This is a genomic window from Roseivivax isoporae LMG 25204, assembly GCF_000521865.1.
Taxonomy (GTDB): Bacteria; Pseudomonadota; Alphaproteobacteria; order Rhodobacterales; family Rhodobacteraceae; genus Roseivivax; species Roseivivax isoporae.
The window spans coordinates 39016-62513 of the sequence record NZ_JAME01000027.1 but is presented as its reverse complement, the minus strand read 5'-3'; the positions used below and the strand labels follow the sequence as shown (position 1 = coordinate 62513).

At 71.3% G+C, this 23498-nt stretch carries 18 protein-coding genes; 7 read left to right on the top strand and 11 right to left on the bottom strand.

Annotated elements, in window-relative coordinates; all coding sequences use genetic code 11:
- Positions 1-7: 7 nt before the first annotated feature.
- Positions 8-1012 carry a hypothetical protein gene (locus RISW2_RS16395; RefSeq protein WP_043773217.1) on the bottom strand — a complete coding sequence of 335 codons (1005 nt, stop codon included), beginning with the start codon at positions 1010-1012 and terminating at the stop codon, positions 8-10.
- Positions 1013-1129: 117 nt separating this feature from the next.
- Positions 1130-3862 carry a preprotein translocase subunit SecA gene (secA, locus tag RISW2_RS16390; protein ID WP_043773215.1) on the bottom strand — a complete coding sequence of 911 codons (2733 nt, stop codon included), beginning with the start codon at positions 3860-3862 and terminating at the stop codon, positions 1130-1132.
- 174 nt (positions 3863-4036) lie between these two features.
- On the opposite strand from secA, the gene RISW2_RS16385 reads away from it, so the two are divergent.
- The 4 genes from RISW2_RS16385 to RISW2_RS25400 all read left to right on the top strand — a co-directional run bounded on the left by RISW2_RS16385 (position 4037) and on the right by RISW2_RS25400 (position 6963).
- Entirely contained in the window at positions 4037-4933 is an 897-nt protein-coding gene (locus RISW2_RS16385) for a peptidylprolyl isomerase (protein ID WP_043773213.1), read from the top strand.
- Between the two features lie 2 nt (positions 4934-4935).
- Complete coding sequence (argJ, locus tag RISW2_RS16380) at positions 4936-6165, top strand: bifunctional glutamate N-acetyltransferase/amino-acid acetyltransferase ArgJ (RefSeq protein ID WP_043773212.1); 1230 nt, start codon at positions 4936-4938, stop codon at positions 6163-6165.
- A 101-nt stretch (positions 6166-6266) separates the two neighbouring features.
- Entirely contained in the window at positions 6267-6665 is a 399-nt protein-coding gene (gene mutT / locus RISW2_RS16375; protein ID WP_043773237.1) for an 8-oxo-dGTP diphosphatase MutT, read from the top strand.
- 160 nt (positions 6666-6825) lie between these two features.
- Positions 6826-6963: a hypothetical protein gene (locus RISW2_RS25400; RefSeq protein WP_043773211.1), complete on the top strand. Its 138-nt coding sequence runs from the start codon at positions 6826-6828 to the stop codon at positions 6961-6963.
- 96 nt (positions 6964-7059) lie between these two features.
- On the opposite strand, the gene infB is transcribed toward RISW2_RS25400, so the two are convergent.
- The 6 genes from infB to RISW2_RS16340 all read right to left on the bottom strand — a co-directional run bounded on the left by infB (position 7060) and on the right by RISW2_RS16340 (position 14160).
- Positions 7060-9573, bottom strand: a complete 2514-nt coding sequence (gene infB, locus RISW2_RS16365; protein ID WP_043773210.1) for a translation initiation factor IF-2 — start codon at positions 9571-9573, stop codon at positions 7060-7062.
- Positions 9574-9582: 9 nt separating this feature from the next.
- Complete coding sequence (locus tag RISW2_RS16360; RefSeq protein ID WP_043773209.1) at positions 9583-10230, bottom strand: RNA-binding protein; 648 nt, start codon at positions 10228-10230, stop codon at positions 9583-9585.
- Positions 10231-10237: 7 nt separating this feature from the next.
- The gene (nusA, locus tag RISW2_RS16355; RefSeq protein ID WP_043773208.1) at positions 10238-12016 is read right to left on the bottom strand and encodes a transcription termination factor NusA; all 1779 of its coding nucleotides are present in this window, start codon (positions 12014-12016) and stop codon (positions 10238-10240) included.
- Positions 12017-12021: 5 nt separating this feature from the next.
- Complete coding sequence (gene rimP / locus RISW2_RS16350; protein ID WP_043773207.1) at positions 12022-12609, bottom strand: ribosome maturation factor RimP; 588 nt, start codon at positions 12607-12609, stop codon at positions 12022-12024.
- Positions 12610-12799: 190 nt separating this feature from the next.
- Entirely contained in the window at positions 12800-13414 is a 615-nt protein-coding gene (locus tag RISW2_RS16345) for an enoyl-CoA hydratase/isomerase family protein (RefSeq protein ID WP_043773205.1), read from the bottom strand.
- Entirely contained in the window at positions 13411-14160 is a 750-nt protein-coding gene (locus tag RISW2_RS16340) for an SDR family oxidoreductase (protein WP_043773204.1), read from the bottom strand. The genes RISW2_RS16345 and RISW2_RS16340 overlap by 4 nt, the downstream gene beginning before the upstream one ends.
- Positions 14161-14315: 155 nt before the next feature.
- Here RISW2_RS16340 and RISW2_RS16335 point away from each other — a divergent pair, with 155 nt between their 5' ends.
- On the top strand, positions 14316-15872 hold the full coding sequence (locus tag RISW2_RS16335; RefSeq protein WP_043773202.1) for a DUF2125 domain-containing protein: 1557 nt from the start codon (positions 14316-14318) through the stop codon (positions 15870-15872).
- A 10-nt stretch (positions 15873-15882) separates the two neighbouring features.
- Here the strand turns inward: RISW2_RS16335 and RISW2_RS16330 are convergent, their stop codons facing one another.
- Positions 15883-17130, bottom strand: a complete 1248-nt coding sequence (locus RISW2_RS16330) for a UbiH/UbiF/VisC/COQ6 family ubiquinone biosynthesis hydroxylase (RefSeq protein ID WP_051492111.1) — start codon at positions 17128-17130, stop codon at positions 15883-15885.
- A 91-nt stretch (positions 17131-17221) separates the two neighbouring features.
- On the opposite strand from RISW2_RS16330, the gene RISW2_RS16325 reads away from it, so the two are divergent.
- Both RISW2_RS16325 and RISW2_RS16320 read left to right on the top strand, forming a co-directional pair.
- Positions 17222-18556: an amidase gene (locus tag RISW2_RS16325; protein ID WP_043773199.1), complete on the top strand. Its 1335-nt coding sequence runs from the start codon at positions 17222-17224 to the stop codon at positions 18554-18556.
- Positions 18557-18748: 192 nt separating this feature from the next.
- Positions 18749-20071, top strand: coding sequence for a Wzz/FepE/Etk N-terminal domain-containing protein (locus RISW2_RS16320; protein ID WP_043773198.1), 1323 nt, complete (start codon positions 18749-18751; stop codon positions 20069-20071).
- Between the two features lie 15 nt (positions 20072-20086).
- Here RISW2_RS16320 and RISW2_RS16315 read toward each other — a convergent pair whose 3' ends face one another.
- Together RISW2_RS16315 and RISW2_RS16310 are read right to left on the bottom strand one after the other, a co-directional pair.
- On the bottom strand, positions 20087-21229 hold the full coding sequence (locus RISW2_RS16315; protein ID WP_244437601.1) for a CpsD/CapB family tyrosine-protein kinase: 1143 nt from the start codon (positions 21227-21229) through the stop codon (positions 20087-20089).
- A 171-nt stretch (positions 21230-21400) separates the two neighbouring features.
- Positions 21401-23494: an NAD-dependent epimerase/dehydratase family protein gene (locus RISW2_RS16310; RefSeq protein ID WP_043773197.1), complete on the bottom strand. Its 2094-nt coding sequence runs from the start codon at positions 23492-23494 to the stop codon at positions 21401-21403.
- Positions 23495-23498: the final 4 nt, after the last annotated feature.

Sequence of the window (23498 nt, the reverse complement as noted above, 5' to 3'; positions counted from 1 at the left end):
CCCCGCCTCAGTTGGCGGCGATCTTCAGGTCTTGGATCAGGTTTTTCAACACCAGAAAGTCTCCGGCCCCGTCGCAGTCCGGCATGGCGAGCGTCAGGTCGCTGACGGCGATGCGGCCGCCCGCGCGCGTCTCGAGCGTCTGCGCCTCGACGTCGCGGCCGCAATTGTTGGCCGTGATCTCGGCCTCGACGCTGATCGCGATGTCGCCGCCGCGCCGGGACGTGCCCGCGGGGAAGGAATAGACCTGCGCGAGGCGCGGCGCCTCGAGGTCCGGGTCGCCGAGCGTCACGAGGAACCCGCCCTCGCCGCGCGCCGCGGCCTCGAGCGACCCCGCGGCGTCGCGCCAGACATGGCCTTCGGCGAAGTAGTCGGCACCGAATTCCCGCGCATGCAGTTCGAGCCCCGCGGCGCCCTGCCAGTGCAGCACGACCCGGTCGTAGAAGGGCAGGGAGGGGACGTCGACGGCGGCCGAGGCGCCGCCCCGCGCGCCGAAGGTCACCATGAACAGCGCGGGGTCCGACAGCGCCGGCATGTCGACCTCGAACCGGCCCGCGCCGTCGGCGGTGTCGGCGATCCTGAGGCCGTTGTGATGGAGCGTCAGCCGTTCGCCCGCGTGGCAGGGCGCCTCGAGCGACAGCCGCACCAGCGCGCCCGCGATCGGTGTGGCATCGAGCGTCACGGCGCAGTCGAAGGCCGTCGGCACCGGTTCGACGGGCAGGTCCGGCAGCGTGGGCTGCGCGCTTTCGAACGCGGCAGGCGTGACGGGCGGCATGCCGAGCGTCGCGGGCGCGGGCGGCTCCACCGGGGCCGTGGCAATCTCCAGCGCCGCCGGCGCGACGTCGACGGGTGTCGCGCGGACCGAGGCGGTGTCGGTGATGCCCGTCACGGTCTCGGGCGTGGGGGTCGGCTGCGCGGTGCCCGGCAGTGCCAGTCCGAACTGCATGAGATAGCCGGTGGCGATGGCCGCGAACAGCGTGCCGCCCGCCAGCGCCCTGGATGTCGCGCGTTGCATGGGACTCTCCGAACCACAGACTCTTTCCAACTCGGACACAGTCTGTGCACGCGAAAGGTGGCGCCCATGGGGCGCGCTCGGGGACTCATTCGGGCGGCGGGGCCGTCCCGGCCGGCGTCAGGCGAGCCGGCCGTGGCAGTGCTTGAACTTGTTGCCCGAGCCGCAGGGGCAGGGATCGTTCCGCCCCGGATTGCCCCAGGTCGCCGGATCGGTCTCGTCGAAGCCCTCGACCAGCGGTCCCGAGGCGGCGACCGCGGGACCCGCGGCCTCGGCATCGGGGGCCGCGGCCCCGGCGGGCGCCTCGGCCGCGGCACGCTCGACGCGGGCCTGCTGGCGCTGCATCTGCGCCATGAGCTGCTGGCGCTCCTCCTCGCTCATCGGGCGGATCTGGCCGAGCTTGGCGCTCACGTCCGAGCGCAGGCCGTCCAGCATCGACTGGAACAGCTGGAACGCCTCGGTCTTGTACTCGTTCAGCGGGTCGCGCTGCGCATAGCCGCGGAAGCCCACGACCGACCGCAGGTGCTCGAGCGTCAGGAGGTGGTCCCGCCACTTCGCATCGATGGTCTGCAGCAGGACCTGCTTCTCGATCTGGCGCATGGTCTCGGGACCGAACGCCTCGGCCTTCTCGGCCATCATCTTGTCCGACTCGTCGGACAGGCGTTCCTTCATCAGGTCCTGGTCGACGCCTTCCTCGGCGCCCCACTTCATCACCGGCACGTCGAGGCCCAGCTTCTCGATCACCGCGGCATAGAGGCCCTCGGTGTTCCACTGGTCGGCATAGCTCTTGGGCGGGCAATAGGCGTCCACCAGGTCGTCGATCACCTGGTGACGCATGTCCTGCACGATCTCCGACAGGTCCTCCGTCTCCATGATCTCGCGGCGCTGGCTGAAGATCACCTTGCGCTGGTCGTTCATGACGTCGTCGAACTTGAGGAGCTGCTTGCGGATGTCGAAGTTGCGCCCCTCGACCTTGGCCTGCGCACGCTCGAGCGACTTGTTCACCCACGGGTGCACGATGGCCTCGCCTTCCTGCATCCCGAGCTTGCCGAGCACGTTGTCGAGCCGCTCGGACCCGAAGATGCGCATCAGGTCGTCCTCGAGCGACAGGTAGAACGACGAGCGTCCCGGGTCGCCCTGACGGCCCGACCGGCCGCGCAGCTGGTTGTCGATACGCCGGCTCTCGTGCCGCTCGGTCGCCAGCACGAAGAGGCCGCCCGCCTCGATCACGCGCTTCTCGGTGTCGGCGTGCTCGGCCTCGATCCGCGCGCGGATCTCGTCCGGATGGCCCTCGGGATCGGCGGCGAGCGCCTCCATCACCTTGAACTCGACATTACCGCCGAGTTTGATGTCGGTGCCGCGGCCGGCCATGTTCGTAGCGATGGTGACCGCACCGGGCAGGCCGGCGTCGCCGACGATCTGCGCCTCCTTCTCGTGCTGGCGCGCGTTCAGCACGTTGTGAGGCAGGCCCTCGGCCTCCAGCATCTTCGACAGCATCTCGGACTTCTCGATCGACGTCGTGCCGACGAGCACCGGCTGCCCCTTCTCGTGGGCCGCGCGGATCTCGCGCACGATGGCCGCGTACTTCTCCTGCGCGGTGCGGTAGACCTGGTCGTCCTCGTCGATCCGCGCGATGGGCTTGTTGGTCGGCACCTCGACCACGCCCAGGCCGTAGATTTCGGCGAATTCCGCGGCCTCGGTCGACGCCGTCCCGGTCATGCCCGACAGCTTGTCGTAGAGGCGGAAGTAGTTCTGGAAGGTCACGCTCGCGAGCGTCACGTTCTCGGGCTGGATCTGGACGCGCTCCTTGGCCTCGATGGCCTGGTGCAGGCCGTCCGACAGGCGCCGCCCCGGCATCATGCGGCCGGTGAACTCGTCGATCAGCACCACCTCGTTGTCGCGGACGATGTAGTCCTTGTCCCGCTGGAACAGCTTGTGCGCCCGCAGGCCCTGGCTCAGGTGGTGCACGATGGTGGTCGATTCGGGATCGTAGAGCGTCTGCCCCTCCTCGAGGAATCCCATCTGGTGCAGCCGCTCCTCGAGGAACTCGTTGCCCTCCTCCGAGAACGTCACGTTCCGCGTCTTCTCGTCGAGCGTGAAATGCTCGTCGGACAGCTCCGGGATCACCCGGTCGATGCCCTCGTAGAGCTGCGAGCGGTCCTGCGCCGGGCCCGAGATGATGAGCGGCGTGCGCGCCTCGTCGATCAGGATCGAATCGACCTCGTCCACGATCGCGTAGACATGGCCGCGCTGCGCCATCTGGCTCAGTTCGGACTTCATGTTGTCGCGCAGGTAGTCGAAGCCCAGCTCGTTGTTGGTGGCATAGGTGATGTCGGCGGCGTAGGCGGTCTTCTTCTCGTCGTCGGGCTGGCGCGGGTAGACCACGCCGGTGGTCAGACCGAGCGCGCCGTAGACCTTGCCCATCCACTCGGCGTCACGCCGCGCAAGGTAGTCGTTCACGGTGACGATGTGGACCGGCCCCGCCAGAGCGTTCAGGTAGGCCGGGAAGGTCGCGACCAGCGTCTTGCCCTCGCCGGTCTTCATCTCGGCGATGTTGCCCTGGTGCAGGAAGATCCCGCCCATCAGCTGCACGTCGAAGGCCCGGAGCCCCAGCGCGCGCCGCGCCGCCTCGCGGCAATTGGCGAAGGCCTCGGGCAGCAGGTCGTCGAGGCTCTCGCCGTTCGCGATCCGTGTCCTGAAATCCCCGGTGCGGGCCTTGAGGCCCGCGTCGTCCAGCGCGGCGAACTCGGGCTCGAGCGCGTTGATCTTCTCGACCAGGGGCCGGGCCGCCTTGATCTTCCGGTCGTTCGGCGTGCCGAACACCTTTCGCGCGATGCTTCCGATCCCCAGCATTGGGCTTCACCTTGCCTCTCTGACCGTTTCGTGTGCGGCATCGGCTTGCCCGTCTCGCACACAGCCCATAAGACACGAGGAAAGACCGGCCCTTCGCCGCATTTGCGCATGTAAGGGTCGCCCATCGAATAGTCAACGCCGTGCCCCGGGGGGCCGCGGCAGGAGGAGAGACCGATGCACAACGCCGCGAAACTCGCCGCCACCCTCGCGCTGGTCATGGCCGTGCCCGCCGCCGCGCAGGACACCGCCGCGCCCGGGACCACCGAGGCCCCGGCCGACGCGGCGCCCGCCGCCGAGGCCGATCTCGGGATGGTCGTGGCGACGGTCAACGGCACCGACATCACGCTCGGCCACATGCTGATGGTCCGCGCCGGTCTTCCCGAGCAGTATCAGCAGCTTCCCGACACCGTGCTGTGGGACGGCATCCTCGACCAGCTGGTGCAGCAGGAGGTCCTGTCGCAATCCGACCTGGCCGAGGAGACGCGCCGCGTGACCCTCGCCCTCGAGAACGAGCGCCGCGCGCTCGTCGCCTCCGAGGCGGTCGCCGCCATGGGCGACGACCTCGTCACCGAGGAGGCGGTGCAGGAATTCTACGACACCCAGTTCGCCGCCGACGCGCAGGGCGAGGAATACAACGCCGCCCACATCCTCGTGGAAACCGAGGAGGAGGCGCAGGAGATCGCCACCGAACTCGAGGGCGGCGCCGATTTCGCCGAGCTCGCCCGCACCCGCTCGACCGGTCCCTCGGGCCCGAACGGCGGCGCGCTCGGATGGTTCGGCGCCGGCCAGATGGTCGCGCCCTTCGAGGAGGCGGTCATGGCGCTCGAGGCGGGCGAGGTCTCGGGCCCCGTCGAGACGCAGTTCGGCTGGCACGTGATCAAGCTCAACGAGACGCGCCAGAAATCCGCGCCGCCGCTCGAGGAGGTGCGCGAGCAGATCGAGGCGCAGCTGCGCCAGCAGGGCATCGAGGCCCGCATCGGCGAGATGGTCGAGGCGGCCGAGATCGAACGCCCGGACACGTCCGAGATCGACCCGTCGGTCCTGTCGAATCTCGGTCTCCTGGAGAACTGATCGTGGCGAAGATCACCGCGCGCTCGCCGCTCGCGCCCGAGGCCTTTCCCGACCTCCCGGTGATCCGCGGCGTGCGCTTCGCCTCCGCCGCGGCGGGCGTCCGCTATGCCGGGCGCACCGACGTGATGCTCGCGCACCTCGCGCCGGGCTCGGTGGTGGCGGGCACGTTCACCCGCTCGGCGACGCGCTCGGCCCCGGTCCTAGACTGCGAGGCCAAGATCGGCGGCGAGTCGGACGACGGCGCGGCGATCATCGTGAACTCGGGCAATTCCAACGCCTTCACCGGCCGCAGCGGCATCGAGGCCACGCAGGCGGTGACCGGCGCGGTGGCCCGGGCGCTTGGCCTGCCCGAGGCGCGGGTGTTCTCCTCCTCGACCGGCGTGATCGGCGAGCCGCTGCCGTGGCAGCGCATCGTCGCCCGGATCGACGACCTCGCCGCCGCGCTCGACGAGGGCGGGATCGACGGCGCGGCGCAGGCGATCATGACCACCGACACCTTCCCCAAGGGCGCGGCGGCGACCGTGCACGTGAACGGCGGCGACGTGACCATTGCCGGGATCGCCAAGGGGTCCGGCATGATCGCGCCCGACATGGCGACCATGCTCGTCTACGTCTTCACCGACGCCGCGATCGCGCGCGCCGACCTGCAGGCCATGGTGTCGCGCGCCACCGACCGCACCTTCAACTGCATCACCGTCGACAGCGACACCTCGACTTCGGACACGCTCCTCATGGGCGCGACCGGCGCCTCCGGCGTGGCGGTGGGCCCCGAGGACACCGCCTTCGCGCAGGCGCTCGAGGACGTGTTCCGCGACCTCGCGCAGCAGGTGGTGAAGGACGGCGAGGGCGCCACCAAGTTCGTGACCGTCGCGGTGACCGGCGCCGCGTCCGACGCGGACGCACGCACCCACGCGCTCTCGATCGCCAACTCGCCGCTGGTGAAGACCGCGATCGCCGGCGAGGACCCGAACTGGGGCCGCATCGTCATGGCGATCGGCAAGTCCGGCGCCGCCGCCGACCGCGACCGCCTCACCATCCGCTTCGGCGACGTGGTGGTGGCCGAACGCGGCTGGGTCGCCGAGACCTACCGCGAGGAGATGGGCGCGGCACAGATGAAGCGCCCCGAGATCACCATCGGCGTCGACCTGGGCCTCGGCGACGGGCGTGCCACGATCTGGACCTGCGACCTGACGCACGGCTACATCTCGATCAACGCCGATTACCGGTCCTGACCCTCCGCCATGGTCCGCAGCTTCTTCTTGGCGAAAGTATCCCGGGGGTGGGGGGGCGGCGCCCCCGCGGCCCGCATTCCCATGGCCGGGGGCCGCCGGTGGTGAAGACCGTCCTCGTCTCCGCCGTGGCCCTCGTCGACGTGGACGGCCGCGTGCTGCTCGCGCAGCGCCCCGCGGGCAAGGCCATGGCGGGCCTCTGGGAATTTCCCGGCGGCAAGGTCGAGGCCGGCGAGACGCCCGAGGCGGCGCTGATCCGCGAGCTCCGCGAGGAACTCGCCATCGACACATGGGCGTCCTGCCTGGCGCCGCTCACCTTCGCCTCGCACAGCTATCCCGACTTCCACCTGCTGATGCCGCTCTTCGCCTGCCGCAAGTGGGAGGGGACGCCGCGGGCTCAGGAAGGGCAGGCGCTGAAATGGGTGCACGCCCGCGACCTCGCCTCCTACCCGATGCCCGAGGCGGACCTGCCGCTGGTCCCGGTGCTGCGCGACTGGCTCTGAAAGCCGCCGCGCAAATGCTGCAGGTGCGAAAGGATGTTTCGCATTTGCCGCAGTTTCGGCAATAAAAATCTCATGGACGATGGTCCCGCTGGCGGGTCGCACCATAGTTCCTTAAACCTGTCCGTGTTGGACTGGGACATCGGTACAAGTGGGGAACAACATGCTGCGGACCATCATCCTGGGATCCTGCGTCTCGGTGCAGGGCATCCTCGAACGGACCCTGCCGGACGGGCGGATCGCCATCCGCGTGGGCAAGAAGCTCTTCGTGGGCCTTCCGGTGGTGTCGCGCGCCGTCTGATCCGGGCGGGACGCACCTGAGGAAAGAAAACCGCGCGCGTATCGCCACGCGCGCGGTTTCGTCGTTCCGGGGCGCCGGGCGGGAGCCCGGCGCGGGTCAGGCGAGCTTGCGCTCGACCTCCTCGCGCTCGAAGATCTCGATGACGTCGCCCTTGCGGATGTCGTCGTAGTTCTCGAAGGCCATGCCGCATTCCTGGCCCGACTGGACCTCGCTGACCTCGTCCTTGAAGCGCTTGAGCGTCTTCAGGGTGCCCTCGTGGACCACCACGTCCTCGCGCAGGAGCCGAACGCCGGCCGACCGGCGCGCGATGCCCTCGGTCACGAGGCAGCCCGCCACGTTGCCGACGCCGGTGACGCGGAAGGTCTCGCGGATCTCGGCGTAGCCGATGAACTTCTCGCGGATCTCGTTCGACAGGAGGCCCGAGGCTGCGGCCTTCACGTCGTCCACGAGGTCGTAGATCACGCTGTAATAGCGCACTTCCACGCCCTTCTGGTTGGCCGAGTTCCGCGCGCTCGCATTGGCGCGGACGTTGAAGCCCAGGATCGGCGCGCCGGACGCCTCGGCGAGCCCCACGTCGGTCTCGGTGATGGCGCCGACGCCGTAGTGCAGCACGCGCACCCGGACCTCGTCGTTTCCGATCTTCTCCATCGCCTGGACGATGGCCTCGGCCGAACCCTGCACGTCCGCCTTGATCAGCACCGGAAGCTCCGAGACGTTCTCGTCTTCCTTGGCTTTCTGCATGAGCGCCTCGAGCGTGGTCGCGGCACCGGCCGCGGCACGCTTGTCCTTGGCGACCTGCTGGCGGTACTCGGCGATCTCGCGTGCCTGCGCCTCGGTCTCGACGACGTTCAGCACGTCGCCCGCCTCGGGCGTGCCGTTCAGGCCCAGAACCTCGACCGGGACCGACGGGCCCGCTTCCTTCACGCGCTGGCCCTGGTCGTTCTCCATGGCGCGGACCTTGCCCCACTGCTCGCCGACGACGAAGATGTCGCCCTGCCGCAGCGTGCCGTTCTGCACGAGGACCGTGGCCACGGGGCCGCGGCCCACGTCGAGCTGCGCCTCGATCACCGCGCCCTGGGCGGACCGCCCGGGGTTCGCCTTGAGCTCGAGAATCTCGGCCTGCAGCGCGATCGCCTCCAGCAGCTCGTCGAGCCCCTGACCGCTGATCGCCGACACCTCGACGTCCTGCACCTCGCCCGACATCTGTTCCACCACGACCTCGTGCTGGAGCAGGTCGGTGCGCACCTTGGTGGGGTTCGCCGACGGCTTGTCGATCTTGTTGATGGCCACGATCATCGGAACGCCCGCCGCCTTGGCGTGGTTGATCGCCTCGACGGTCTGCGGCATCACCGCGTCGTCCGCCGCGACCACCAGCACCACGATGTCCGTCACCTGCGCGCCCCGCGAGCGCATCGAGGTGAAGGCCGCGTGGCCCGGCGTGTCGAGGAAGGTCAGCGTCGAGCCGCTCTCGGTGGTCACCTGGTAGGCGCCGATATGCTGCGTGATGCCGCCGGCCTCGCCCGCCACGACCTTGGTCTTGCGGATCGCGTCGAGGAGCGAGGTCTTGCCGTGGTCGACGTGGCCCATGATCGTCACGATCGGCGCCCGCGACTGCAGGTCCTCGGGCTTGTCCTCCACGGTGTGGATGACCTGCTCGACGTCCGCATCCGAAACGCGGGTCACGTTGTGGCCGAATTCCTCGATGATGAGCTCGGCGGTGTCGGCGTCGATCGACTGGTTCTGCGTCGCCATCACGCCGTTCTGCATCAGCGCCTTGATGACGTCACCGACCCGCTCGGCCATCCGGTTGGCGAGCTCTGCGACCGTGATCGCCTCGGGCAGCTGCACGTCGCGCGTCACCTTCTCGCGCTGGACGGGACCGCCCATCGCCTTCTGGCGGGCGCGCTCCTGCTTGCGCTTCATGGCGGCCATGGATTTCTGCCGGCCGCCTTCGCCGCCCTGCAGGGCCTGGTTGACGGTCAGCTTGCCGGTGCGGCGGCCACCGCCGTCGCGACCCTTGGCCGAGCGCCCGCGCTCCTCGCGCTCGCGCTCCGCCTTGCGGGGCTGCTCCTTGGCCACGGGGCCGCCGGTCTTGGCCGGCGCGCTGCGCGCGGCGTCCGGGGTGGTCTCGGCCGGGGGGGCCTCGGCGGGACGCCGTGCGGCTTCCGCGGCCTCGCGCTGCCGGCGCTCCTCTTCCTCGGCCTTGGCGCGTGCGCGCTCCTCGGCCTCGCGCTGTTCGCGCTCCTTCTGTTCCTTCTCGGCGCGCAGGCGCTCGCGCTCCTCGGCGCGGGCCTTCTCCTCGGCCTCGCGCTGCGCGGCTTCCTCGACCTCGCGGGCCTTCGCGGCCTGCAGGGCCCGGAGGCGCCGTTCCATCTCGGCGTCGGAAATGCCGGCGGGCCGCTTGGCACTGGCCGCCGCGGCCTGGATGCTGGTCTGTCCGCCCGTGCCCTTGCCGCCGCCGGTCCCGGCCTTGGGAACCACGACGCGCTTGCGCTTCGTCTCCACCACGACGTTCTTGGTGCGGCCGTGGCTGAAGCTCTGCTTCACGTTCCCCGAACGGGACCCGCCACCACGCAAACCCAAAGTCTTTTTGCCGTCGTTATCGCTCATGAAGCTCTCTTATCCTTTCCGGCGGCCGTTGCCGCCGTCCGCTGCACCGGCCGGACCCCTGTCCGTTCCGATGCGCAGGCCCTTCAGACGTCGGGCCTCGTCTACAACACGATTCGTGAGTCCGCCAGCGCCGAGCGCCGCGTGTATCACAGTTTCCCGCCCGAACGCCAATCCGAGCTCGTCCGCGGTCAGCCAGCCGATATAGTCCCCGAAGTGCGGGGTCGACAATTTCGACTTGCCACGCGCCGATCCGTCCTCGGCCTGGATCAGCACCCGCGCGCGCTCGGTCTGCAGCCAGTCCTTCACCTTCTCGTAGCCCGCAACCGCATCGCCGGACTTGCGCGCCAGGCTGATGAGGTCCGTAACACGCCGCGCCAGCATCCGTTCCAGCGCCTCGCCGAGGTCCTCGGGCACGGTCACCGGCTGGCGGGCCGCGCGGGCGAAGAGGTTCTTCGCCGCCGCGCGGTCGATGGCGGCGCGATCCGCCGCCACCCATATGCCGCGACCGGGCAGCTTGCCGGCGAGATCCGGTGCCAGCGTGCCCTCGGGACCCACGACGAAGCGGACGAGCCCGTGCTTGGGCTGCACCTCGCCCGTGGCGATGCACTTGCGCTCCGGGCCCTCGGGCCGCTCCTTGATCGCTCCGCCGCGGCTCATTCCTGTCTCAGGCCTCCTCGGATTCTTCCGGGTCGCCGTCGGCGTCGGCATCTTCATCCGCGTCGGCGTCGTCCTCGACCTCGGTCGGATCGACCCATCCCAGGAGGACGCGCGCGGTCATGACCATGGTTTGCGCTTCCTCGAGCGAGACGTCGAAGGGTTCGAGCAGGCCGTCGTCCTTGACGCGTTCGCCGTTCGCCGTGGTCCAGCCGCCGGCCAGTTCCCAGTCGGCACAGGTGGCGAAGTCCTCGAGCGTCTTGATGCCGTCCTTCGCGAGCGCCTCCACCATCTGGGGTGTCAGGCCCTCGAAGTCAATGAGGCTGTCCTCGGCGCCGAGTGCGCGGGCATTGTCGAGCGCCGCCTGCGCCTGGGCCTCGAGCACGTCCTTGGCGCGCGCCTGCAGCTCCTCGGCGGTGTCCTCGTCGACGCCGTCGATCACCGTCAGCTCGTCGATCTCGACATAGGCGACCTCCTCGAGGTTGGTGAAGCCCTCGGCCACCAGCAGCTGCGCGAAGAACTCGTCGAGGTCGAGCGCGTCCATGAACAGGCGCGTGCGCTCCTCGAACTCGGCCTGCCGGCGCTTGCTTTCCTCTTCCTCGGTCATGATGTCGATGTCGAGGCCGGTCAGCTGCGAGGCGAGACGCACGTTCTGGCCGCGCCGGCCGATTGCCAGCGACAGCTGCTCGTCGGGCACGACGACCTCGATTCGCTCGGCGTCCTCGTCGAGGACGACCTTCGACACCTCGGCCGGCTGGAGCGCGTTCACGAGGAAGGTCGGCACGTCCTCGTTCCACGGGATGATGTCGATCTTCTCGCCCTGCAGCTCGTTCACCACGGCCTGCACGCGGGAGCCCCGCATGCCGACGCAGGCGCCGACCGGGTCGATGGAGCTGTCGTAGGAGATGACCGCGATCTTGGCCCGGCTGCCCGGGTCGCGCGCCACCGCCTTGATCTCGATGATGCCGTCGTAGATCTCGGGCACTTCCATCTTGAACAGTTCGGCCATGAACTCGGGCGCGGTGCGCGACAGGAAGATCTGCGGCCCGCGCGTCTCGCGGCGCACGTCCTTGATGTAGCAGCGGATCCGGTCGTTCGGGCGGTACGCCTCGCGGCCGATCTTCTCGTTGCGGCGCAGGATGCCCTCGCCGCGGCCGATGTCGACGATGACGTTGCCGTATTCCTCGCGCTTCACCACGCCGTTGATGATGGTGCCCGCGCGGTCCTTGAACTCGTCGTACTGGCGGTCGCGCTCGGCCTCGCGGACCTTCTGCAGGATCACCTGCTTGGCAGATTGCGCGGCGATGCGGCCCATCTCGACCGGCGGAACCTCGTCCACCAGCTCGTCGAACTCCGCCGGGGGCGCGTCCTGGTCGACGCCCTCCATCAGGCGGCGGTCGAGCTCGGTGGGCTTGCGCATCAGGAAGCGGCGGATGCGGCGGGTGCCGCCGCCCTCTTCCTCGGGGATCTCGGCCACGCCGGACAGCACGACCAGGTCGGGACGCGCGTGCTTGACCGCGTCGGCGGCGTCGGCGCCCGACATCTGCGCCTGGAAGTTCTCGAGGGCGTCCTCGGCGACGACGGTGCGCACGCGGGTAAAGGTCGCCCGGCCGGTCTTGCGGTCGATCTTCACGCGGATGTCCATCTCGGCGCCGTAGCGGGACTTCGCGGCGCGGGCGAGGCTCTCCTCCATCGCCTCGACCACGAGGCCGGGGTCGATCATCTTCTCGCGCGCGACAGCCTCGGCGGTTTGCAGCAGCTCGAGCTGGTTGGCAGAGGTGATGGCCATTCTCGTTACTCCTCTTGCGCGGCGTCGTCGTCCGCCGCGATCTCGTCGAATTGGGTCTCGTCCAGGTCCTTGGGGGCCACGCCGGCCGCCTTGCGCGCCTTCAGCATCTCGCGGATCAGCTCGTCGGTCAGCACGAGCTTGGCGTCGGCCAGCCACTCGAACTCGAGCCCGATCGTGCCCTCCTCGACGTTCACGAGCACCTCGGTGCCCTCCACGCCGGCCAGGATGCCCTTGAATCGCTTGCGCCCGTCGATCAGCTCGTGGGTCTCGAGCTTGGCCTCGTAGCCCTCGAAGGTGTCGAAATCCTTGAGCCGGGTCAGCGGCCGGTCGATGCCGGGCGACCCGACCTCGAGCGTGTAGGCGTCGAGGATCGGGTCCTCAACGTCCAGCACCGCCGACAGCGCGGTCGAGATCGCGGCGCATTCGTCCACCTCGATCCCGCCCTCGGGACGTTCGGCCATGATCTGCAGAAGCGGCGACTTGCCGCCCTGCAGCCGGATGCGCACGAGCTCGAACCCCATGTCCTCGATCACGGGGCGCACGATTTCGGCCAGTCGGCTGTCCATGGCGGTCTTGGCGACGAGGTCGGTCATGGCGGTTTCGCGGTATCCTCTAGCTCGGGTGCGGGGGCTCGCGCGGGCCGGGCCGCGCGGGCACAAAAAAACGGGCGCGCGGCCCGTCGATCACTCCCGGTGGTGCCTCGGAACAGTGCCCGACGCGCCGCTGTTGGCAGGCATATACGCTCCCCGGCCCGAGTCTGCAAGGGCCCCGGGCAGCCAGCCCTCAGCGCGCCTCGATCATCGCCTTGATCGCCGCCACGTGCTCGGGCGCGGCGCCGACCGCATCGGCGGCCAGCGCCTCCACAGTCTCGCGCAGGCGCTCGGGCGGCACGATCCGGTCGATCAGGCCCCAGGCGAGCGCCTCCTCCGCCCCGATGCGGGCGCCGGCCATCAGGATCATCTTGGCGCGCGCGGGCCCGACCAGCGCCGAGAGGCGTCCGGGATCGGAGGGCTGCGGCAGGAAGCCGAGCTTCATCACCGGGTAGAACACCTTGGTTTCGGGCACGGCGACGCGCAGGTCGCAGGCCAGCACCATGCCCATGGCGCCGCCCGCCACGGTGCCGTTCAGCGCCGCGATCGTCAGCCCCGGATGCGCCGCCACCGCGGCCGACAGCCGTTCCCAGGCCGGCGACACGGCGAGGCCCGCGCGCGCCGCCTCGAGATCGGCACCGGCGCAGAACACCCGGCCGGTGCCGGTCAGCACGACGGTGCGCGCGGCGTGCGCGCCGTCCACCGCGTCGGCAAGCGCGGTCAGCATCTCCTCGGTCAGGGCGTTGGCCTTGTCCGGCCGGTCGAGCGTCAGCGTCAGCAGCCCGCCCGCCTCGTCGGCGCGGATCACGCGACGCCGACCTTCGCGCGGATGTCGGGATCGCGCAGCGACACCTCGTCGCCGAGATGCGCGTCGGCCTCGGGGCCGCACAGCCACAGAAGCGCCTGCGCCACCCATTCGGGCGGGATGTGGTCCGACCAGTCGAGCTTGCTGACCGGGTTGATGCCCGACGCCTTGATCTCCTTCTGCATCTGCGTGGCCACCGTCCCGGGGGACAGCGACAGCGCGCGGATGCCCGCCGCGCGGTTCTCCTTGTCGGCCATGCGCGTCAGCATCAGTGCGCCCGCCTTCGACGCGCAGTAATGCGACCAGCCCTCGACCGGCCCGTGCGCCGCGCCCGACCCGATGGTCAGGATGGTGCCGCCGCCCCGCGCCAGCATGGCCGGCAGCGCCGCGCGCATGCCGTGGAAGACGCCCTTGAGGTTCGTGTCGATCGCCTGGCCCCAGGCGCCGGGATCGGCCTCGGACAGGTGGCTGATGGGCTCGATCACCCCGGCGTTGTTCACCAGCACGTCGAGCCGCCCGAAGGCGGACAGGCAGTTCTGCACCGCCTGGTCGACCTCCCAGTAGCGCGAGATGTCGCAGGGGATGGCGACCGCCTGGCTGCCGATCTCGCCGGCGAGCTCGGCCACCGGGTCGGCGCTGCGCGCGACCAGCGCCACCTGCGCGCCCGCGGCGGCGAAGGCGCGCGCCGCCGCAGCGCCGATCCCGCGGCTTGCCCCGGTAATCATCACTGCGCGTCCGGTCATGTCCATGGCGGGCCATCCCTTTGTGGTTTTCCACGAGGGTGGTAACGAAGCGCCGGCCACCGGTCCAGACCCTTGACCCCCGCGCGGTCCGGGCCGAAGCTTCGCGCAACGGCACGGCCGCCCGGACGGGGTGGCCGCCCGGCAGAAAGGACCCGATTCCCATGTTCCAGAACCGGCATGCGATCCGCGCGGCGGCCGCCGCGATCGCGCTTTCCGCGGGCGCCGCGCCCGTTTCCGCCGACGTGACGCCGGACGATGTCTGGCAGGCGCTCTCGGCCTGGTTCGAGCGGTTCGGCTACGCCGTCGAGGGCAGCGAGACGCGCTCCGGCGACACGCTCGAGATCCTCGGTCTCGCGCTGGTGATGACGCTGCCCGAAGATTCCGGCACGGTGCGCATCGATGCCGGCGACATGCGCCTCGAACCCGACGGCAGCGGCGGCGTCGACGTCGTCATGTCCGATTCGATGCCCATCGAGATCGACGCCACCCCCGCGGACGGCGATCCCGTCGAGGCGCGCATCGACTACCTGCTCGGCGACTTCGCGCTGACCGCCTCGGGCGATCCAGAGGACATCACCTTCGACTACACCGCCGACCGGCTGTCGCTCAGCCTCGCCCGCATGGTGGTCGATGGCGAGGTGATCCCGCGCGACGACGCCGCCTTCGACATGGTGCTGCGCGCGGTCGAGGGGGTCACCCGGCTCTCGGGCGACGGCACGACGGACTACATGCAGGACGTGACCGCCGAGGAGGTGAGCTATGACTCGGCCTTCGCCGAACCGCTGCCCGAGGATGCGCCGGCCGATGCCACGGCCGACCGCGTGACGCTGTCGGGCACCATGGCGGGCCTGCGCGTCCGGTCCGAGGCGACGCTGCCCGAGGCCGAGGCCGGCACTGACATGGCCGCCCTGCTGCGCGCCGGGATGACAGGCAGCGGCTCGATCTCGTGGCGCGACGGCGCCTCGAGCTTCACCGCCGAGGCCGACGGCGAAAGCACGTCGGGCCAGAGCGCGTCGCGCGAGGGCGTGCTCTCGGTCCGGATGTCGCCCGAGGCGCTGGCCTACGACCTCTCGACCGAGGGCGTCGCCTATGCGGTGGCGGTTCCCGACCTGCCGTTCCCGGTCACGGCCGAGATCGACCGCGCGGCCTTCGACCTCGAGGTGCCGGTGGCCGCGGCGGAGGAACCCCGCGACTTCGCGCTCGGCATCACGTTCTCGGACCTCACGGTGTCGGACATGATCTGGGGAATCTTCGACCCCGAGGGCCGCCTGCCGCGCGATCCCGCGACGCTGGTCATCGACCTCGCCGGGAGGGCGACGCCCTTCATCGACTTCCTCGACCCCGCCGCCGTGGCCGAGGCCGAGGCCACCGGCGTCGCCCCGGGCGAGCTGAACGCGCTGACGGTCGAGAACCTGCGCCTCAGTGCCGTGGGCGCCGAGCTGACGGGCGAGGGGGAGTTCACCTTCGACAACACCGACACCGAAAGCTTCGACGGCATGCCGGCCCCCGAGGGCGAGCTGCGGCTCGATCTCAGCGGCGCGGACACGCTCATCGACACGCTGGTCGAGATGGGCTTCGTCGGCCCGCAGGAGGCGATGGGCGCGCGCATGATGATGACCATGTTCGCGGTGCCGGGCGACGGCCCCGACAGCCTGCGGTCGACCATCGAGGTGACGCCTGAGGGCCACGTGCGCGCGAACGGCCAGCGCATCCGCTGACGGTCCGTGCCTAGCGCATCAGTTCGGGCAGGTCGCCGGTCAGGCCGGCGGCCTCGCGGATGAAGGCGCGGCGCAGGCCCGGCGCGCGGTTCACGGCCGCCATGCCGAGATCGCGCAGCACCCGCAGCCCCGCCACGTCGTTCGAGAAGAGCCGGTTGAAGAGGTCCGTCGCGGCCGCCAGCGTCGCCGTGTCGAAGCGCCGCCAGCGCGCGTAACGCTCGAGCACCTGCGCTGCGCCGATGTCCTCGCCGCGCGCCCGGGCCTGCGTTACCACCTGCGCCAGCGCCGCCACGTCGCGGAGCCCCGCGTTCAGGCCCTGCCCGGCGATCGGGTGCACGCCGTGCGCCGCGTCGCCCACCAGCGCCACGCGCGGCGCGGTGAAGGCCTTGGCCAGCGACAGCGCAAGCGGGTAGCAGTAGCGCGCGCCGGCAAGGTCGATGTCGCCCAGGAAATCGCCGAAACGCGGCCGCAGCACCTGCAGGTAGCCGTCGTCGGGCAGCGTGTTCACCGCCTCGGCCAGCCCCGTCTTCTCGGTCCAGACGATCGAGGAACGGTTGCCGGTCAGCGGCAGGATGGCGAGCGGCCCCGCCGGCAGGAAAAGCTGGTGTGCGATGCCACCGTGCGGCCGTTCGTGCGCGATCGCGCAGACGAGCGCCGTCTGGCCGTAGCGCCAGCCCACCCGGCCGATGCCCGCGCGGCTTGCGACGCCGCTCTGCCGCCCGTCGGCGCCGACCACGAGCCGCGCCGCGACCGTCTCGCCGCCGGCAAGCGTCAGGACCGCGCCCGCGGGGCCGCTCTCCTGCGCCGTGACCGTGGCGCTGTCGCGGTGCGTGATGCGCGGATGCGCGGCGACCGCGTCGAGCAGCGCGCGCCGCAGGTGGCGGTCCTCGACCATCTGGCCCATCGGGCCTTCCTCGATCTCGGCCGACGAGAAGTGCAGCCCGAGCACCGCCGCGCCGTCCTGAACCCGCCCGTCGCTCACCTTGATCTCGCGGATGGGCTGCGCGGTGTCGCCCAGCGTCTCCCACAGCCCGAGCGCGGTCAGGAGCCGCACCGACGACAGCGCCAACGCGTAGGACCGCCCGTCGAAACCGTCGGAGGCGCGCGTCTCGGCGGGCTGCGCGTCGATCACCGTCACGTCGAGCGGTGCGCGCGCCAGCGCCAGCGCCAGCCCGAGGCCGTTCAGGCCGCCGCCCACGATGGCCACGTCGGTCCGGTGTGCCGTCCCGGGGCCCGTCTCTTGAGTCGCGTTCGTCATCGCTCCTCACTATGGCTCGCGCCGCGCCATTGTCCATAATCGTCGCCGCCGCTACCAATCGGCCAAGGGCACAGGACAGAGGGGACCGGACATGGACGACTGGCAGCGGATGAGCGCGGCGGATCTGGGGCGGGGCATCGGTCGCGGCGACATCGACCCCGTGGACCTCGCCGAGCATTTCCTGGCGGCGATCGAGGCGCATCCCGCCGCGCCGCGCATCTACGCCCGGCTGACCCCCGAACGTGCCCGGGCCGAGGCGCGCGCCGCCGCCGCCCGCGCCCGCGCCGGCAGCCGCCGCTCGCCCCTCGACGGCGTCCCGGTCAGCTGGAAGGACCTCTTCGACACCGCCGGCATCGCGACCGAGGCGGGAACCGCACTGCTGAAGGACCGCGTGCCCGACCGTGACGCGCGCGTCCTGCGCGACGCGACCGCCATGGGGCTCGTCTGCCTCGGCAAGACGCACATGTCGGAACTGGCCTTCTCGGGGCTCGGGCTCAATCCCGTGACGGCGACGCCGCCCTGCGTCAACGAACCGGACGCGGTCTCGGGCGGGTCGTCCTCGGGCGCCGCGGCCTCGGTCGCCTTCGGCCTCGCCGCGGCCGCCGTGGGTTCGGACACCGGCGGGTCGGTGCGCGTGCCCTCCGCCTGGAACGACCTCGTCGGGCTCAAGACCACCGCGGGCCGCATCCCCCTCGACGGGGCGGTGCCGCTGGCCGAGAAATTCGACACGATCGGACCGCTCTGCCGCACGGTCGAGGACGCCGCGCTGATGCTCGCCGCACTCGAGGGACGCCGGGCTCCCGATACGGGCGGCGCGCCCTCGGTCGCCGGCATGCGCTTCGCCGTCCTCGACACCATCGTCACCGACGACCTGCGCCCCGAGCCCGCCGCCGCGTGGCAGGCGTCGCTCGACCGCCTGCGCGCCGCCGGCGCCCGGATCGAGCCGCTCGCGGTGCCCGAGCTGCAGGGCCCCATGGCCGATGCCGGCATCCTCTACACGACCGAGGCGTGGGGGATCTGGGGCGAGGCGATCCGCGCCAATCCCGACGTCATGTTCCGCCCCATCCGCGAACGGTTCGAGAGCGGCGCCGAGGTCACGGGCGGCGCCTATGTCGCGGCGTGGCGGCGCCTCGAGGACGTGCGCCGGCTCTGGGTCGCGCGCACCGCGGGCTTCGACGCGGTGCTCTGCCCGACCGTGCCGAACCTGCCGCCCAAGGCCGACCGGCTGATGGAGGACGGCCCCTACTACGTGACCGAGAACCTGCTGACGCTGCGCAACACCCGCGTCGGCAACCTCATGGGCCTCTCCGCCATCACCCTGCCCACCGGCACGCCGTCCTGCGGGCTCTCGCTGATGGGGGCGCCCCTGGGCGAGGCGCGACTCCTGCACGTCGCCGCTGCTGCCGAACGCGCCCTGTCGGAGTGAGGCAGGTACCGCCCTGATCCGGTGCCCGGGCCGCCCGCAGGCCCGGGTGGAAACGCGTTGTTTCCAGAAAGCTCCCGGAAAATCTGTGGCGAAAATGCGGCCCGGCGCGTATTGGATTGAGGCAAGACCGGGGCGTGGCACGTGCTCTGCCCCGTCTGCACGCATCGGGGGCACCTTTGCGGGATCAGTGACATGAACCAGTTCCAGAGTTTCGACGAGGTGCTCGCCGCCGTCCGCCGCCGTTTCTGGCTGATCCTGGGGCTGACGCTCCTGGGCTGCCTGCTGTCGGTGCAGGTCGCGCTGCGGCAGGATCCGCTCTACGAGGCGACCGCCGTCGTTCAGATCGAGGATGCCCGCGTTCCCGATCCCTTCGCCGCGACCACGCCCGCGGCCCCCGAACCCGATGCCGGCCGCCGTGTCCGGCTGATCGAGCAGCGCCTCATGGCACGCGACAACCTCCTCGGCATCATGGACGCCTACGCGCTCTTCCCCGAGGAGGAATCGGTGGTCGAACGCATCTCCGCGCTGCGCGAGGCGGTCACGCTCGAGGAAATCCGCGGCAACGCCGAGCCGTGGCAGACCGGCATCGCGCCCTCGGGCCTGCGCATCTCGGTGCGCCTCGACGACGCCGGGAAGGCCGCCGCCGTCGCCAACGAGCTCATGACCTCGGTCATCGAGCAGGCCCGCGAGCGCAGCCTGACCCGCGCGCAGGCCACCTTCGACTTCTTCGATGCCGAGGTCGCCCGCGTGTCCGAGGACATCGCCGCGGCCGAGGCCGCCATCGCCGAGTTCAAGCGCGCGAACGCCGATGCCCTGCCCGGCGGCCTCGCGGCGCTGCGCGACCAGCTCAACACCTACCGCCAGAGCGCGCTGTCGCTCGAGCAGGAGATCATCGCGCTGCGCAACAATTCCGCGCGCATCCGCGAGGGCGACCTTGCCCGGCAGGTCGCGCTCTACGAGGACCAGCAGGCACTGATCCGCGCGCGCATCGCGGCCATCGAGGCCGACCTCGCCCGCGCGCCCGACGTGGAACGTGACCTGGGCGCGCTCGAGCGCGACCTGACCCAGCTGCAGGAACGCTACGCCGTCATCACCCGCCGCAAGGCCGATGCCGAGATGGGCCAGATCCTGCAGGACCGCGAACAGGCCGACCGGTTCGAGGTGCTCGAGACCGCGCTCGTGCCCGAGACGTCGATCTCGCGCTCGAAGAAGAAGGTGGCACTTGCCGGCGGGGTGGCGAGCGTGCTTCTCGCCGTGGGCGTGGCCTTCCTGGCCGAGGTGATGAACCCCGCGATCCGCACCGCCGCGCAGCTCGAACGGCAGCTCGGCATCACCCCCGTCGCCGCCATCCCGCCGGTGCGCAGCCGCCGCGGGAACGGCCGGCGCAAGCTGATCTGGCTGGGCGGCCTCGCGGGTCTCGCGCTCCTCGGATGGGCGGCTTTCCGCACCTTCGGCGGGGCGTTGCTCGATGCGGGCATCTTCGACCGCCTGCTGCCTCGGCGCGTCGAATCCTGATCCGGGGCGCGCGCCTCAGTAGGCGTATTTCCTGGTGTTCACGCCCTCGGCGCGGTTCAGGACCACGCCCAGCAGGGGCGTGTCCTCGCCCAACCGCTTCTGCACCTCGCGGATCTCCGCTTGCGTGGTCAGCCCGCCGCCCACCACCAGCAGAACCGCGTCGAAGGCCGGGCGCAGCGCCAGCACGTCGTCCGAGGCCAGCGCCGGGGGCAGGTCGATCAGCACCACGTCGGGAGCGAACCGAGCCTCGAGCAGGTCGAGCGCCGCGCGGCTGCGCCGATCCTGCAGCAGCTCCGCGGCATAGGTCTCGGGCGCGTCGTTGAAGCCGAAGGCGATGCAGCCGCCGGCGTGAAAGGTGTTGGGCCCGAGCCGGCGCAGATGCGCCTCGGGCGGTGTCCGCCCGCGCAGAACGTCGCCCATGCTCCCGACCTCGCGCAGGCCGAACACCTTGTGCAGCGTGGGCCGGCGCAGGTCGAGGTCCAGCACCACCGTCCGGGCGTTTTCCTGCCGGGCAAGCGAGATGCCGAGATTGGCGGCGGTGAAGGTCTTGCCGCAGCCCTGCGTGGGCGAGGTCACGGCGACGCGGCTCCAGCCCCGTTCCGCCAGCGCCTGCAGAAGCCGCGTGCGCAGGACGTCGAAGGCCACGTGCGCCGGGTCGTGACGGCTGGCCGTGACGACCCGGTGCCGGTCGAGCTCGCGTTCGTCGACCGAAAACCGCGCGAGCCGCTCCCAGGCCGCCGCGGACCCGTCGCCCGGGACGCTCGGCGGCGCCTCGGGGGCCGGGGCCGGTTCACGCGCGGGCTCCGCCGCCCGCAGGAGCAGCGGCCGTTCGGCCTCGGCGGCGCGCGCCCGCTCCGCCTCCCGCGCCTCGGCGAGCTCCCGCGCGATCCGGGCGCGCTCCGCGTCCCGCTCGATGCGCAGCCGTTCCGTTTCTGCCTCGGCCTCGGCCGCGTGCCGCGCGCGTTCGGCCTCGGCGGCCTGCCCGTCGCGTGCGCGGGCCTCCTCGGCCGCGGCGCTGCGGCTCTCCGTGGCCGACATGTCCTCGGCGCGGCGGGCCAGGCGTTCCTCGCGGCTGGCGAGCGGCGGCACCGGGCGCAGGTCGTCCTCCGCAGGCGCGGCACGGCCCTTGCGGCGGCGAAAGCGCGGCCCGGCAGCCATCACGCGGATCCCGCGGGGCAGGGCGCCGCGACGGGCGCACGGAAGGGGGACCACTGGATCACTGGCACGGCACGGCCTTTTGCGGAACCTGGACTGCTCGATCGACGAGAATACCCGAAAATCTGTCAAGAATACGGTCGAAAGGCGGGGATTGTCGACGCGCGGGCCGCATCAGAACCCGAAGAGGTTCGCCTCGGCGATGCCGCGCGCCACCAGCCGGTCGCGGTCGGCCTCCGGTGTCCAGCCCAGCACCGCCTTCGGCTTGTCGTTCACGAATCGTGCGAAATGTGCCCGGCTCCGCCAGTCGGCACGCGACGGCCGCACCGCGTCGCGCCGGCCGAGCGCGTGGCGCTTCAGCACGTATTTCAGCGCGTCCGCCGCCCAGAACGCGGTGAGGTTGCCCGACGACACGCGGATGCGCGCGCCGGTCGTCTGGCGGATCGCGTCGAAATAGCCGCGCCCCGTCAGCATCGGGTCGCCCACGAGGTTGAAATCCTCGCCCAGTGCCTCGGGCACCCGGGCACAGAGGATCAGCCCGTCGGCCACGTCGTCGTTCAGCACGAAGGGCAGGACGTTCGTGCCCGGTCCCCAGATGCGCACAGCTCCCGCGCCGTGCCAGCGCCCGATGCCCCAGTGCTGCAGCGGCCCGCCCGGGCCGATCACGATGCCCGGCCGCGCGATGGTCACGGGCAGGCCGCGGCTGCGGTGCATCTCCATCAGCCGCCGTTCGCATTCCGCCTTGGACCGGGCGTAGAGGTTGCGGTCGGACATGTCGGGTGCAAAGCCCGTCTCCTCGGTGATGCGCGTGCGGGGGTCGGACATGTCGTAGCTGGCGATCGTCCCGGTGTAGACAAGGCGCCCGACGCCCGCCTCGAGCACCGCCTCGGCGACCGCGACCGCGGGCGCCACGTCCTCGGCGAGGCACTCCTCCCAGCTCGACCCGAGCGCGCGGGCAAGGTTGTAGACCTCGTCGATCCCGTCCATCGCCGCGACCAGTGCCGCGCGGTCGGTCAGCGACGCGCCCACCGTCTCGACGCTGTCGGGCAGGTCGGGAAAGGGACCATGCCGCCCGCGCGACAGGACCCGCACGTCGGTGCCGCCCGCGACCAGCCGGCGCACCAGCGCGCGCCCGATGAAGCCCGTGCCGCCGATCACCAGTGCCTTGGGGTTCGGCGCGCGGCGCGGCGCGACGGGCGCGGCCTGTGCGAGACGCTCCGCCGGGACCAGCGCCAGCGCGTCGTCGAGCGCCTGCATCACCGTCACCGCCGCCTCGGCGGTCCAGCGCGGATCGGCCGCGCGCTGCCCGTAGAGCTCCGCGCACATGCCTCGGAAACTCTGCCCGTAGGGATTGCGGGTGTTGAGCGACCGCACCTGCACCGCCGCGTTGCGCAGTCCCTCCCGCGCGTGCTGCCCCGCCATGTCGAGCTGCCGGCGCAGCGGGTTCACGATCAGGTCCGACGCGTTCTCGCGCTCGACCACCAGCGTGTCGGCGGCGAAATCGAGCCGCGCCCGCCCCGACGAGCCGCGCAGCGTCACCGACCTGTCGTCCACCGTCTCGACGAGGCTGATCGTCAGCGTGATGTCGACCCCGCCGGCCGTGGCGAGGATGCGGACGCCCTGCGGCCGGGTGTCGCCACCGGGCAGCGCCACGGGCTTCGACAGCAGCGTGGCGTGGATCTCGGGCGCGCCGAAAAGATCGACGGCAAAGGCCATGGGATGCGGCCCGATCTCGAGCAGCAGGTTCCGCGCCTCGCGCATGAGCCAGAGCCCGTAGGGCCCCGAGCGCAGCGGCGCGAGCGGCAGGGCCCAGACGATCTCCATTCCCGAGACGCGGCCGAGCGCGCCCGCCGCCACATGTCGCGTCAGCCGCTCCCAGGACGGCAGGCCGAGGAAATTGTGGCCCGGCGCAAACCGCCGCCCCGCGGCGCGCGCGGCTTCCGCGATGGCGCGCGTCTCCTCCGCGCTGGTCGCCACCGGCTTTTCCACCAGCACGTCGAGCCCCGCCTCGAGGCAGCGGATGGCGAGGGCCGCATGCGATCCGGGCGGCGTCAGCACGTGCACCGCGTCGCAGCTGCCCGAGGCGATCAGCGCCTCCACGTCCTCGTGGGCCGGAACGCCGTACGCCCGCGCCAGCGCCTCGGCGGCGCCGCGATGGGTGTCGCAGACGGCCGCGACGCGCGCGCCCCGGGTGGCGGCGATGGCCTCCGCGTGCCAGCGCGCGATGTAGCCGGCGCCGATCAGACCGATGCGGGTCTCTGCGGGCATGAGG